General features: G+C 72.7%; 12 protein-coding genes. 5 read left to right on the forward strand and 7 right to left on the reverse strand.

What is annotated here, in order from left to right; genetic code table 11:
* Positions 1–84 precede the first annotated feature (84 nt).
* A complete protein-coding gene (locus ACGF1Z_RS07715) occupies positions 85–441 on the reverse strand; it encodes an iron-sulfur cluster assembly accessory protein (protein WP_019885637.1) in 357 nt (118 codons plus the stop codon).
* A 259-nt stretch (positions 442–700) separates the two neighbouring features.
* Between ACGF1Z_RS07715 and nadA the strand changes: the two genes are divergently transcribed.
* Positions 701–1,888: a quinolinate synthase NadA gene (gene nadA, locus ACGF1Z_RS07720; RefSeq protein ID WP_393001070.1), complete on the forward strand. Its 1,188-nt coding sequence runs from the start codon at positions 701–703 to the stop codon at positions 1,886–1,888.
* A gap of 70 nt (positions 1,889–1,958) precedes the next feature.
* Here the strand turns inward: nadA and ACGF1Z_RS07725 are convergent, their stop codons facing one another.
* From ACGF1Z_RS07725 to ACGF1Z_RS07745, 5 genes are all read right to left on the reverse strand, one after another.
* On the reverse strand, positions 1,959–5,105 hold the full coding sequence (locus ACGF1Z_RS07725; RefSeq protein WP_393001072.1) for an efflux RND transporter permease subunit: 3,147 nt from the start codon (positions 5,103–5,105) through the stop codon (positions 1,959–1,961).
* 160 nt (positions 5,106–5,265) lie between these two features.
* Positions 5,266–5,988, reverse strand: coding sequence for a response regulator (locus tag ACGF1Z_RS07730; protein ID WP_393001074.1), 723 nt, complete (start codon positions 5,986–5,988; stop codon positions 5,266–5,268).
* Positions 5,985–7,211: a sensor histidine kinase gene (locus ACGF1Z_RS07735; RefSeq protein ID WP_393001076.1), complete on the reverse strand. Its 1,227-nt coding sequence runs from the start codon at positions 7,209–7,211 to the stop codon at positions 5,985–5,987. The genes ACGF1Z_RS07730 and ACGF1Z_RS07735 overlap by 4 nt, the downstream gene beginning before the upstream one ends.
* 346 nt (positions 7,212–7,557) lie before the next feature.
* Positions 7,558–7,836, reverse strand: coding sequence for a hypothetical protein (locus ACGF1Z_RS07740; protein WP_393001078.1), 279 nt, complete (start codon positions 7,834–7,836; stop codon positions 7,558–7,560).
* A gap of 21 nt (positions 7,837–7,857) precedes the next feature.
* Positions 7,858–8,655, reverse strand: a complete 798-nt coding sequence (locus ACGF1Z_RS07745; protein WP_393001080.1) for a PspA/IM30 family protein — start codon at positions 8,653–8,655, stop codon at positions 7,858–7,860.
* A gap of 305 nt (positions 8,656–8,960) precedes the next feature.
* On the opposite strand from ACGF1Z_RS07745, the gene ACGF1Z_RS07750 reads away from it, so the two are divergent.
* Positions 8,961–9,563: a DUF3043 domain-containing protein gene (locus tag ACGF1Z_RS07750; RefSeq protein ID WP_393001082.1), complete on the forward strand. Its 603-nt coding sequence runs from the start codon at positions 8,961–8,963 to the stop codon at positions 9,561–9,563.
* 74 nt (positions 9,564–9,637) lie between these two features.
* The gene (locus ACGF1Z_RS07755; RefSeq protein WP_393002421.1) at positions 9,638–10,384 is read left to right on the forward strand and encodes a class I SAM-dependent methyltransferase; all 747 of its coding nucleotides are present in this window, start codon (positions 9,638–9,640) and stop codon (positions 10,382–10,384) included.
* 203 nt (positions 10,385–10,587) lie between these two features.
* Here ACGF1Z_RS07755 and ACGF1Z_RS07760 read toward each other — a convergent pair whose 3' ends face one another.
* Complete coding sequence (locus ACGF1Z_RS07760; RefSeq protein ID WP_393001084.1) at positions 10,588–10,794, reverse strand: hypothetical protein; 207 nt, start codon at positions 10,792–10,794, stop codon at positions 10,588–10,590.
* Positions 10,795–10,874: 80 nt separating this feature from the next.
* On the opposite strand from ACGF1Z_RS07760, the gene ACGF1Z_RS07765 reads away from it, so the two are divergent.
* Positions 10,875–12,083: a bifunctional adenosylcobinamide kinase/adenosylcobinamide-phosphate guanylyltransferase gene (locus ACGF1Z_RS07765; RefSeq protein ID WP_393001086.1), complete on the forward strand. Its 1,209-nt coding sequence runs from the start codon at positions 10,875–10,877 to the stop codon at positions 12,081–12,083.
* Positions 12,084–12,132: 49 nt separating this feature from the next.
* Positions 12,133–13,203 carry a nicotinate-nucleotide--dimethylbenzimidazole phosphoribosyltransferase gene (cobT, locus tag ACGF1Z_RS07770; protein ID WP_393001088.1) on the forward strand — a complete coding sequence of 357 codons (1,071 nt, stop codon included), beginning with the start codon at positions 12,133–12,135 and terminating at the stop codon, positions 13,201–13,203.
* Positions 13,204–13,233 lie beyond the last annotated feature (30 nt).

Genomic DNA, 13,233 nt, shown 5'->3' on the forward strand with positions numbered 1-13,233 from the left:
GGACGGTGAGACGCGCGTGAGGGCGGCATCCGGGGATATCCGGATGCCGCCCTCACGCGCGCTCAGGCCCTGGGGGCCCGAGGCCTAGCTGAAGCTGTCGCCGCAGGCGCAGGAGCCCGTGGCGTTCGGGTTGTCGATCGTGAAGCCCTGCTTCTCGATGGTGTCGACGAAGTCGATCGAGGCACCGCCCAGGTACGGGGCGCTCATGCGGTCGGTGACGACCTTGACGCCGCCGAAGTCCTTGACGACGTCGCCGTCGAGCGAGCGCTCGTCGAAGAACAGCTGGTACCGCAGGCCGGAGCAGCCACCGGGCTGAACGGCGACGCGCAGCGCCAGGTCGTCACGGCCCTCCTGGTCGAGCAGGGCCTTGACCTTGGCCGCGGCGGCGTCGGACAGGAGGATGCCGTCGCTGACAGTGGTCTTCTCGTCCGATACGGACATCTGCTTCTCTCCCGGGTTGGTACGGAGACTGCTTGCCGACGGTTGCAACCGGCGGGGCCGCGGATTCATTCCGGGCCGAGGCGTGTCTTTCCCTTTCATGCTCGCACACCGTGTCCAGAACCGTGGAAGGGCGAAGTCCGAAGAGGCGCAAGGCGAATTCGTCACATCGACACTATGGACATCGTCAAAGTGACGTGAACCGGTTATGATAGATAGCGTCATTTCGACGAAAAGGCTTGTCGAGCTCACTGTAGAAAGGGTGCGTGACGTGACCACCGCCCAGCCCCTGGACGTCCAGCCGACGCCGCTCGCCCTTCTCCTGCTCGGCCGCGAGGCCGACCCCAAGAGCGAGCGCGGCGTGGAGTGCCCCGGCGACCTCCCGTCGCCCTCCGACCCGGACCTGGTGGAGCGTGCCCGCGCCGCCAAGGAGAAGCTCGGGGACAAGGTCTTCGTCCTCGGGCACCACTACCAGCGTGACGAGGTCATCCAGTTCGCCGACGTCACGGGCGACTCCTTCAAGCTCGCGCGCGACGCGGCCGCCAAGCCGGAGGCCGAGTACATCGTCTTCTGCGGCGTGCACTTCATGGCCGAGTCGGCGGACATCCTGACCACCGACGACCAGAAGGTGGTCCTGCCGGACCTCGCCGCGGGCTGCTCGATGGCCGACATGGCCACCGCCGAACAGGTCGCCGAGTGCTGGGACGTGCTGACCGAGGCCGGCATCGCCGAGCAGGTCGTGCCCGTCTCGTACATGAACTCCTCCGCCGACATCAAGGCCTTCACCGGCAAGCACGGCGGCACGATCTGTACCTCGTCGAACGCGAAGAAGGCCCTGGACTGGGCCTTCGAGCAGGGCGAGAAGGTGCTCTTCCTGCCGGACCAGCACCTGGGCCGCAACACCGCCGTCCGCGACATGGGCATGTCCCTGGACGACTGCGTCGTCTACAACCCGCACAAGCCCGGCGGCGGCCTGACCGCCGAGGAGCTGCGCGGCGCGAAGATGATCCTGTGGCGGGGCCACTGCTCGGTGCACGGCCGCTTCAGCCTGGACTCGGTGAACGACGTGCGCGCGCGCATCCCGGGCGTGAACGTGCTCGTCCACCCCGAGTGCAAGCACGAGGTCGTGGCCGCGGCCGACTACGTGGGCTCCACGGAGTACATCATCAAGACCCTGGAGGCGGCCCCGGCCGGCTCGAAGTGGGCGATCGGCACCGAGCTGAACCTGGTCCGGCGCCTGGCGAACCGGTTCGCCGACGAGGGCAAGGAGATCGTCTTCCTCGACAAGACGGTCTGCTTCTGCTCGACCATGAACCGGATCGACCTGCCGCACCTGGTGTGGACCCTGGAGTCGCTGGCCGAGGGCACCCTGGTGAACCAGATCCAGGTGGACCGGGAGACCGAGTCCTTCGCCAAGCTGGCGCTGGAGCGGATGCTGGCGCTGCCGTAACGATTCCCCGCAGCTACGCCGAGGGGCGCCCCGCCTGAGCGGGGCGCCCCTTTCGTGCCTGCCCTGCGGATCAGAGGTCCAGGGCGTCCAGCAGCGTCGCGTCCGCCGGGGTGACGTCCGGCTGCTCCGGGTTGACCGTGCCGTCGCCCTTCGCCGCCTTCTTCGCCGCCTTCTTCTTCGCGCGGCGCTCCTTGCGGAGCTCCACCATCGCGTAGAGCGTCGGGACGAGGAGCAGGGTCAGCAGCGTCGAGGTGATCAGGCCGCCGATCACCACCACGGCCAGCGGCTTGGCGATGAACCCGCCCTCGCCGGTGACGCCGAGCGCCATCGGCAGGAGCGCGAAGATCGTCGCCAGCGCGGTCATGAGGATCGGGCGAAGCCGGTGCCGGCCGCCCTCGACCACCGCTTCGACCACGCCCAGGCCCTGGGCCCGGTACTGGTTGACCAGGTCGATCAGGACGATCGCGTTGGTGACCACGATGCCGATCAGCATCAGCATGCCGATCATGGCCGGGACGCCCATCGGCGTGCCCGTCGCGACCAGCAGGCCGATCGCGCCGGTCGCCGCGAACGGGATGGAGACCAGCAGGATCAGCGGCTGGACCAGCGAACGGAAGGTCGCGACCAGGAGCATGAAGACGATCGCCACGGCCGCGAGCATCGCCAGGGCCATGCTGCTCGCCGCCTCGGCCTGGTCCTCGGAGACACCGCCGACGGTGGCGGTGGCGCCGTCCGGGAGGTCGAGGCCGTTGAGCTTCGTCTGGAGCGCCGCGCTGACCTCACCGGTGTTGTCCGTGGTCGGCTTGGCCGTGATCGTCGCCGCGCGGGCACCGTCGATCCGGGTCATGGAGACCGGGCCGGGCACCAGCTCGACGGTGGCGATGTCGCCCAGCCGGACCGGGCCGAGGGGCAGCGCCTTCAGCTGGGCCAGGGTGGTGGCCGGCTTCGCCGAGGTGATCAGGACGTCCCGCTCGGTGTCGTCGAGGATCGCCTTCGCGGCCGGGGTGCCGCGGACGGCCTGGGAGACGACGAGACCGAGGGTGGCGTCGTCGAAGCCCGCGTCGGCGGCCTTCGCGTTCGCCTTCACCGAGATCCGGGGCACCGACTGGGACAGGTCGCTCTGGACGTCCGTGACGTCCTTCAGCTCCGCCACGGCGGTCCTGACCTGCTCCGAGGCCTTCTTCAGGACCGCCGGGTCGCCCGCCTTCACGACGACGCTCAGGTCCTGGTTGCCGAAGCCGGCGCCGGCCGCGATCGAGGTGTCGCCGATGCCGTCGAGCTTGCCGAGCTCCGCGTCGATCGCGTCGCGGGTCTTCTCGTACGAGGCGGAGTCCTCCAGGGTCACCTGGAAGGAGGCCTGGTTGGAGCCGGTACCGCCGCCGAAGGCCGCCATCCACCCCGAGGAACCGACGGTGACCTGGTAGTCCTTGACGCCCTCGGTGCCGGCGAGGACCTTCTCGACCTTCCTCGCGGCCTCGTCGGAGGCGGCGAGGCCGGTACCCGGCGCGAGCTTCTGCTTGACCGTGAGGACGGGCTGGTCGCCCTGGTCGAAGAAGTTGGTCTTCAGCAGCGGCGCCATGCCGAAGGTGACGACCAGGACCACGAGGGCGAGGGCCAGGCTGGTGAGGCGGCGGCGGGTCGCGAAGCGCAGCACGGGCACGTACGCGCGCTGCAGCCGGCTCCTGTTCTCCTTCTCCTCGGCCGCCCTGCGGGCCTCCTCGGGGTCCTCCGAGGTGCCCTTGGGGGCACGCAGGAACCAGTACGAGAGGACCGGGACGACGGTCAGCGAGACCAGCAGCGAGGCGAGGAGCGCCGCCGTGACGGTCAGGCTGAAGGAGCCGAACAGTTCGCCGATCATGCCGCCGACCAGACCGATCGGCAGGAAGACGGCGACGGTGGTGAGCGTCGAGGAGGTGACCGCGCCGGCGACCTCCTTGACCGCCGTGATGATCGCGGCCTCGCGCTCCTCCCCGTAGCCGAGGTGCCGCTTGATGTTCTCCAGGACCACGATCGAGTCGTCGACCACCCGCCCGATGGCGATGGTGAGCGCGCCGAGGGTCAGCACGTTCAGCGACAGGTCACGGGTCCACAGCACGATCAGGGCCAGGACCACCGAGAGCGGGATGGAGACCGCGGTCACCAGGGTGGAGCGCAGCGAGGCGAGGAAGACCAGGATGACGAGGACGGCCATGACGAGGCCGAGCGCGCCCTCCGTGGTGAGGCCGGAGATCGACTTGGCGACGGCCGGGCCCTGGTCGGAGACCACGGTCAGCTCGGCGCCCGCGCCCAGGTCCTTGCGCAGCTGCGGCAGCTTGTCCGCGACCGCGTCGGAGATGGCGACGGCGCTGCCGTCCTTGTCCATGGTGGCCATGACCGCGAGGCTGGGCCTGCCGTCGGTGCGGGTGATGGAGACGCGGCGGGACTCCTCCTGCCGGACCGTGGCGACGTCACCGAGGCGGACCGCCCTGCCCTGCCCGGGCTTGATCCGCAGGTCCTCGATCTGGCGCAGCGAGGTGTAGCCGCCGCCGACCTGGACGGTGCGGCTCTTGCCCGCCTCGGTGAACGCACCGGCGGGCAGCGTGCCGCCGCCGTTCCTGAGCGCCTCGGCGAGCTTCACCGGGGTCAGACCGGCCGCGGCGAGCTTGCGGTCGTCGGGCGTGACGGAGACCTGGAGGTCCTGCACGCCGTCGACGGTGACCTGGGCGACGCCGTCGATGTCCTCCAGGACCGGGACGACGGTGCGCTCCAGCTGGTCGGCGAGCGCCTGCTGGTCCTTGTCCGAGGAGACGGCGAGGACGACGGTCGGGATGTCGTCGGTGGAGCCGGCCACGACCTGCGGGTCGACCGAGTCGGGCAGCGTGGCCCGGGCCCGGTTGACGGCCTGCTGGACGTCGGCGACGAGCTGCTTGGTCCCCTCGTCCCCGTAGTCGAAGCTGGCCATGATGACGGCGCTGCCCTCGGAGGCGGTGGACGTGATGCCCTTGATGCCGTCGACGGCCTTGAGGTTGTTCTCCAGCGGCTGCACGACCTGCTTCTCGACCACGTCGGGCGAGGCGCCCTGGTACGGGGCGATGATCGAGACCATCGGGAGCTCGATCGAGGGGAACAGCTGCTGCTTCAACTGCGGGATCGCGATCACTCCGAAGAGGAGCGCGACAAGGGACATCAGCCCGATCAGGGCCCGTTGCGCGAGGCTGAATCTGGACAGCCAGGACATGGGGACTCTCTTCTGTGGCGTACGCGGCGACCGGACACCCTCAGGGGTCCCCAGGGGTGTCCGCTTATACGATCAGCCACGAGAAGGGCCGGATCCTCGGCCCCCGGGTCCAAATCCTTATCCCGCGCATACCGCGTCTGGAGTACGCCGGACCCCCCGGTCACTCCACCCGTGGACGTACCAGCCCGGATTCGTAGGCCGTCACCACCAGTTGGGCCCGGTCCCGGGCGCCCAGTTTGGCCATCGTCCGGTTGACGTGGGTCTTGACCGTCAGCGGGCTGACGTCGAGCCGCTCGGCGATCTCGTCGTTGGAGTGTCCGCCCGCCACCAGCACCAGGACCTCGCGCTCGCGGGCGGTCAGCGCGGCGAGCCGCTCGGAGTAGCCCGGTCCCGCCCTGTCGTCCGGGTCGGCGCCGCCGCCCTGCGCGAGGAAGCTGGCGATCAGGCCCTTCGTCGCGGCCGGGGACAGCAGGGCCTCGCCGGCGTGGGCGACCCGGATGGCGCCCAGCAGCTCCTCCGGCTCGGCGCCCTTGCCGAGGAAGCCGGAGGCCCCGGCCCGCAGCGACTGCACCACGTACTCGTCGACCTCGAAGGTCGTCAGCATCACGATCCGCACACCGGCCAGATCGGGGTCCGCCGTGATCATGCGGGTGGCGGCCAGCCCGTCCGTGCCGGGCATCCGGATGTCCATCAGGACCACGTCGGCCCGGGTGGCGCGGGCCTGCGCCACCGCCTCCGCCCCGTCGGCGGCCTCGGCGACGACCTCCATGTCGGGCTCGGAGTTCACCAGGACCTTGAAGGCACTGCGCAGCAGGGCCTGGTCGTCGGCGAGCAGCACCCGGATGGGCAGCCGCTCCTCCGGGGCGCCGCAGGTGTCCGTCATGCCTCGTCCTCCCCCGTGCAGCCGGTCACCGGCAGTATCGCCTGCACGCGGAAGCCGCCGCCGTAGCGGGGTGCGGCGGTGAGCGTGCCGCCGAGGGCCGTCACCCGCTCGCGCATTCCGATCAGGCCGTGGCCGCCGCCGTCCGCGGGCGCGGGCGCCGGCGGGCCGTCGTCGAGCACGGTGATCTCCACGGTGCGGCCCACCCGCAGCACGCTCACCTCGGCCCGGGCCTCGGGGCCCGCGTGCTTGCGCACGTTGGTCAGCGCCTCCTGGATGATCCGGTACGCGGCGAGGTCGACGGCCGCGGGCAGCGGGGTGCGGCCGTCGGTTCGGGCCAGCTCGACCGGAAGCCCGGCGTTCCGGAAGGTGCCCAGCAGGTCGTCCAGCACGGCGAGCCCCGACACCGGCTCGGTCGGCGCCTCCGGGTCGCCGGACTGGCGCAGCAGCCCCACCGTGGCGCGCAGTTCGTCGAGCGCCGAACGGGAGGCGGTGCGGACGTGCGCGAGGGCCTCCTTGGCCTGGTCGGGCCGCTTGTCCATGACGTGCGCCGCGACGCCGGCCTGCACGTTGACCAGGGCGATGTGGTGCGCCACGACGTCGTGCAGGTCCCGCGCGATCCGCAGCCGTTCCTCCGCCACGCGGCGCCGGGCCTCCTCCTCGCGGGTCCGCTCGGCCCGCTCGGCCCGCTCCCGGATGGCGTCCACGAACGCCCGGCGGCTGCGCACCGCGTCGCCGGCGGCCGCGGCCATCCCGGTCCAGGCGAAGACGCCGAGGTTCTCCTGCGCGTACCAGGGCGTGGGGCCGTAGAGCATGGCCGCGCCGGTCAGCCCGGCCATGGTCGCCAGGCCGAGCCGCCAGGTGGTGGGCCGGTCGGTGCGCGAGGCGACGGTGTAGAGCGCCACGACGGCGGCCATGGCCACGGGCGCGGGCCGCTCGGCGCCGACGAGCGCGACCAGGGACACGGTCGTCGTGAACACGAGCACGGGGATCGGCCGACGCCGGCGGAACACCAGCGCGGCGGCCCCGACCAGCATCACCACCGCGGCGGTGGCGCTGGGCGACCGGTCCCCGAAGGTCGGCCCGTCGGGGCTGCCGTGCGGGTCGGTGAAGGACGCGATGACCATCGCCCCGAGCACGAGGAACGCGAGCCCCGTGTCGAAGGCGAGGGGATGGTCCCGCAGCCGGTCCCGGCTCCGGGAGAGGAGGGTGCCGTCGGTCGTCACCCGGAGAACGGTACGGGGTCCCGGGCCCCGGGGCGGCGCGTCGGTCGGGGAAGGGGGAGCACGGGGCGAACGGGATCGCCCGCCCGGGGTGGAGCCGGACGGCCGGGGCGGTGCCACGGTCCGGGAAGGGGGAGTGCGGGGCGGACCGGGCCGTCCGCCCGGGGTGGAGCCGGTGGGCCGGGGCGGCGCCACGGTCATGGAAGGGGGAGCGCGGGGCGGACCGGGCCGTCCGCCCGGGGTGGAGCCGGACGGCCGGGGCGCGCCAGCCGGAGGGGCGGGCCCGCCGGTGCGGGCCCGTCGCCCGGCCCGGACCGGCTGTCGGCGGCCCGGGCGGGCCCGGGAGGGGTCAGCCCGGGATGAGGCCGTCGTCGGAGAGCATCTGGCGGACCTCGTCGAGGGTCGCCCCGGATGCCGGGAGGATCAGTTCGGACGGTTCGAGGGCGTCGTCGGGGAGCGGCTCGCCGAGTCGCCGTACGGCGTCCAGCAGCGCGCCCAGCGTGCGCCGGAAACCGGCCTCGTCCCCCGACTCCATCTCCGCGAGCAGCTCGTCGTCGAGCCCGTTCAGCTCGGCGAAGTGGCTGTCGGCCAGCTCCCACTGGCCCTCCCCCATGATCCGTACGATCATGACGCGTCCTCTTCCGGTCGCCTACTGCTTGTCGAAGCGGGGCTGGGACTGCTGCTGGCCCTGGTTCTGGGCCCTGCCGTCGCCGCCCTCGATCGCCTGCTGCTGCGCCGACGGGCCGCCGGCCAGCTCGGCCTTCATCCGCTGGAGCTCCAGTTCCACGTCCGTACCGCCGGACAGGCGGTCGAGCTCGGCCTGGATGTCGTCCTTGGCGAGGCCCGACTGGTCGTCGAGCGCGCCCGAGGCGAGCAGCTCGTCGATCGCACCGGCCCGCGCCTGGAGCTGGGCGGTCTTGTCCTCGGCCCGCTGGATCGCCAGACCGACGTCGCTCATCTCCTCCGAGATGCCGGAGAACGACTCGGCGATCCGGGTCTGCGCCTGGGCAGCCGTGTACGTCGCCTTGATCGTCTCCTTCTTCGTGCGGAAGGCGTCGACCTTGGCCTGCAGCCGCTGCGACGCGAGGGTGAGCTTCTCCTCCTCGCCCTGCAGCGTCTGGTGCTGCACCTCCAGATCGCTGACCTGCTGCTGCAGCGCGGCCCGGCGCGAGAGTGCCTCGCGCGCCAGGTCCTCGCGGCCGAGCGCCAGCGCCTTGCGGCCCTGGTCCTCCAGCTTCGCGGACTGGCTCTGGAGCTGGTTCAGCTGCAGCTCCAGGCGCTTGCGGGAGGTCGCCACGTCGGCGACGCCCCTGCGCACCTTCTGCAGCAGCTCCAGCTGCTTCTGGTAGGAGTAATCGAGGGTCTCGCGCGGATCCTCGGCCCGGTCCAGGGCCTTGTTTGCCTTCGCGCGGAAGATCATCCCCATACGCTTCATCACACCGCTCATGGGCTTCGCGCGCCCCCTTCTGACGGACTCGGCTCCTGCACTCCAACATGAACCACAGTACGGTTCCTGACTCCATTACCGCACTGTTCGGGGCCTGATGTGCTCCTCCCCAAGGACGAGTGGAGATCACGGCCCCTCCAGCCCAAGGAGTAGGGAACCCCCCGGCCCGTACCGGCGTAGACGCAGGCCGCCCGTCCGTCGCTTCGCCGATCCCGGAGATTTTTCAAGATCTTTTGAAGGGATCGCTATCGGATCGTTCCCACCGACGCTGGGGTCCATGCCCGGCAGCACGTACCCTTGGCCTTGTGTTCCGTAGCCGTTCGAACGATGAGAAGGCCCCCACCGACAAGGTGACGGCGGACCTCTCCAAGCAGCCCCGCGACCCCGAGGCCCCCAAGGGCCGACCTACACCGAAGCGGAGTGACGCCCAGTCCCAGCGCCGCCGCGCGCAGTCCGCGCCGACGGACCGCAAGGAGGCGATGAAGCGCCAGCGCGAGGCGCGCCGCACGGACCTCGCCCGTCAGCGCGAGGCGCTGGCGAGCGGTGACGAGCGCTATCTGCCGGCCCGTGACAAGGGCCCGGTGCGGCGTTTCGTCCGCGACTTCGTCGACTCGCGCTTCGCCGTCGCCGAGTTCTTCCTGCCGATGGCCGTGGTCATCCTCGTGCTGTCGCTGTTCGGCAACACCAACCGCGGTCTGCAGAACATCTCCCTGCTGCTGTGGGCCGGTGTCATCGTGATGATCGTCATCGACTCGATCGGCCTCACGATCCGCCTGCGCAAGCAGCTGAACACGCGCTTCCCGAACGAGTCCAAGCGCGGCGCCGTCGCGTACGGCCTGATGCGCACGCTCCAGATGCGCCGGCTGCGGCTGCCGAAGCCGCAGGTCAAGCGCGGAGAGCGGCCCTGAGCGCGGACACCGCGGCTTCGGGTGGGGTGCTGGCCGACTCCGGCGGACTGCCGGTGGTCGGCCACTGGCCGATCATGCCGGGCGGCCTGCGCCAGACCGTCCGCCAGGAGCTGATCGCCCGGCAGCTCGACGAGCAGATAGCCGGGCGCTACCCCGTGGGGCAGCGGCTGCGGATCCTCGACGCGGGCATGGGGCAGGGCACGCAGGCCCTGCGTCTCGCCCGCGCCGGTCACACCGTGACCGGCCTGGAGGCCGACCCCGAGCTCCTGAAGGCCGCCCGCGAGTCGCTGGCGACCGAACCGGCCGGCATCCGTGAGCGGGTCCGGCTGCTGCAGGGCGACGGACGCGAGACCGGCGTGCACTTCCTGCCGGGCTCCTTCGACGTCGTCCTGTGCCACGGCGTGCTCATGTACGCCGACGAGCCCGACGCGCTCCTCGCGGGCCTCGCCCGGATGCTGGCGCCCGGCGGCCTGCTGTCCCTGGTGGTACGGAACGCGGAGGCCCTCGCCATGCGGCCGGGCCTCGCCGGGGACTGGGCGGGGGCGCTGGCCGGATTCGAGTCGGACGTCTACGCCGACCGCAACGGCACCCAGGTGCGGGCCGACCGGCTCGACGCGCTGACCACGACCCTCGCCGGGATCGCGGCTCCGCTGCACGCCTGGTACGGGGTGCGGGTCTTCACCGACAACATCCCGGGCGACCTGGGCCTGCCGGCCGCGGACGAACTGGACCGCCTGCTGGCCGCGGAGGACCGGGCGGGGCGCACGGATCCGTACCGGCGGATCGCGGGGCTGCTGCACCTCTGCGGGGTACGGGGCTGATCCCACGGGGCGGGTCCGGCCTCGCGCCCGTCCGCCCCTTCTCCCGGGCCTCCGGGCATCCCCGGACTCCCCGCCCCTCCGGCCCGTCCGGCCTGTCACGGCCCTCCGGGCCTCAGGACCTCGCACCGGTGAGGTGGGCGCGGGGCTCACCCGGTGGGCGCGGGCCCCCGCCCGGGCGGCCCGCCCCCCTCGTCTCCCCGGCTCTAGCCCTCCGCGTCCAGCGCCATCGGGCCGTAGATCTTCGTGCCGTCCTCGGACAGCGTCACCTGCTCCGCGCCGCCGTCGAGGAGGTCGCGCCAGTGCTCGCCGATCCAGGACTCCGCGTCGCCCTGGGTGCTGAACTCCTCCGGGGTCACCGACGGCGTGACCTCGGTGCCGTCGGACTTCTCGAACCGCCACGTCCATGCCATGTCAGCCTCCGGATGATCGGTTTCCTGCCCGCAGCGTAGCCGGGCGCGCACCGCTTGCGGTGTCGCGGGAGGATCTAGGGGTGGAACTGACTCTGCTCGGCACCGGCGCACCCCTCGGACTCCCCCGCCCCGGCTGCCCCTGCGCCGTGTGCGCGCTGTCCCGCGGGGAGCGGGCGCGGGCCGCGACCTCGCTGCTCCTGGACGGGGCCCTGCTGCTCGATCTGACGCCCGGGGCCGCGCTGGCCGCCGCCCGCTCGGGGCACTCGCTGGTCGGCGTACGGCAGGTGCTGCTGACGCATCCGCACGACGGGCCGGCCGTGGAGATGCCGGCCGGTCTGCCCACGGCGGTGCGGGTGCCGGACGGACGGGAGCTCACGCTGATCAGCGGGCACCGGGTGCGGGCGATCGCGATGGACGCGCCGGGGACCGGGTACGAGGTGATCTCGGCGGACGGCGAGCGGCTGCTGTACCTGCCGCCGGGCGGCGCGCCCGCGGGCCTGACGGAGAACCACCGGGCGGTGGAGCCGTACGACATGGTCGTGGCCGATGTGACGGGACGTCCGGACGGGCTGGCCCGGCTGCGGGCCGCGGGGGCGGTCGGGGGGAGTACGGACGTGGTCGCCGTGCACCTGGACCACGACGCCCCGGCGGGGGCGGAGCTGGACCGGCGGCTCGCGGCGGCGGGCGCCCGGGCGGTGCCGGACGGCACGACGCTGTACGTCGGCGAGTACCACGCGGTGCCGGAGGTGCCGCGGCGGACGCTGGTGACGGGCGGCGCCCGGTCCGGCAAGTCGGTGGAGGCGGAGCGGCGTCTGGAGACCTTCCCCGAGGTGGTGTACGTGGCCACGGGCGGCGCCCGCGAGGGCGATCCCGAGTGGGCGCGGCGGGTGACCCTGCACCGGGACCGGCGGCCGGGCTCCTGGCGGACCGAGGAGACCTGCGACCTCGTCCCGCTGCTGCGGGCGGACGGGCCCGCGCTGCTCGTGGACTGTCTGTCGCTGTGGCTGACGGACGCCATGGACCGGGTCGGCGCCTGGGACGACGAGACCTGGGCGAACGGCGGGCAGGAGGCGTTGGCCGAGCGGGTCGCCGAACTGGTCGCCGCGGTCCGGGAGACGAGCCGTACGGTCGTGGCGGTGACGAACGAGGTGGGTTCGGGCGTGGTGCCCGCGACGCCGTCGGGGCGGCGCTTCCGGGACGAGCTGGGCCGGCTGAACGCGGCGTTCGGCGACGAGTGCGAGCAGGTGCTGCTCGTGGTGGCGGGCCAGGCGCTGGTGCTGCGCGGGTAGGGTGCGAACACATGCCCCACGACCGATGACGTCCTAGGCGGAACGAACCTTGAACCTCGACGACTTCTCCGATCTGATCGAGCGCCCCGACGGGGGGATACGGCACGAGGCCGAAGAGCGCAGGGAGCGCCTCGCCGTACGGCCCGGCGCGCTCGGCCGGCTCGACGAGCTGGGCGAGTGGCTGTCGGCGGCCCAGGGCAGGGTCCCGGTGCGGCCGGTCGAGCAGCCGAAGGTGGTGCTGTTCGCCGGCGACCACGGGGTGGCCTCGCTCGGCGTGTCCGGACGGGCCGCGGGCGGCGGGTACGAGCTGGTGCGCGGCGTCCTCGACGGCGCGAGCCCGGTCGCGGTGCTCGCGCGCACCCAGCAGGTGCCGGTGCGGGTCGTGGACGCGGGTCTGGACTGCGATCCGGAGCTGCTGCCGGCGGAGGTGACGCGGCGTCGGGTGCGGCGTGGCACCGGCCGGATCGACGTCGAGGACGCGCTGACCGCGGAGGAGGCCCGGGCCGCTCTGGAGCTGGGCATCTCGGTCGCCGACGAGGAGGCCGACTCCGGCACCGATCTCGTGGTGCTCGGCGACGTGAGCGTGGGAGGCACCACCCCCGCGTCCACGCTGATCGCCGCGCTGTGCGGGACGGACGCCTCGGTGGTGACCGGCCGGGGCGGCGCGGGCATCGACGATCTGGCCTGGATGCGCAAGTGCGCGGCGATCCGGGACGCGCTGCGCCGGGCCCGGCCGGTGCTGGGCGACCAGCTGGAGCTGCTGGCGGCGGTCGGCGGGGCGGACCTGGCGGCGATGACCGGCTTCCTGCTGCAGGCCTCGGTGCGGCGGATGCCGGTGATCCTGGACGGCGTGGTGGGCGCGGCCTGTGCGCTGGTGGCGCAGCGGGCGGCCTTCCGGGCCCCGGACTGGTGGCTCGCGGGCCAGGTGAGCGGGGAGCCGGCGCAGGCGAAGGCGCTGGACCGGATGGCGCTCAACCCTCTGCTGGACCACGGCGTCACTGTGGGCGAGGGAACCGGGGCGCTGCTCGCGCTGCCGCTCGTCCGCGCCGCCGCCGCGCTGGCCGCGGAGCTGCCGGAGTCACCCGCTCCGGACGCCGTGACGGACGACGCGGAGCACTGAGCGGACGGTCCGTCGGGGTGCGTCCGGCCC

The organism is Streptomyces sp. NPDC048018 (assembly GCF_043202995.1).
Classification (GTDB): domain Bacteria; phylum Actinomycetota; class Actinomycetes; order Streptomycetales; family Streptomycetaceae; genus Streptomyces.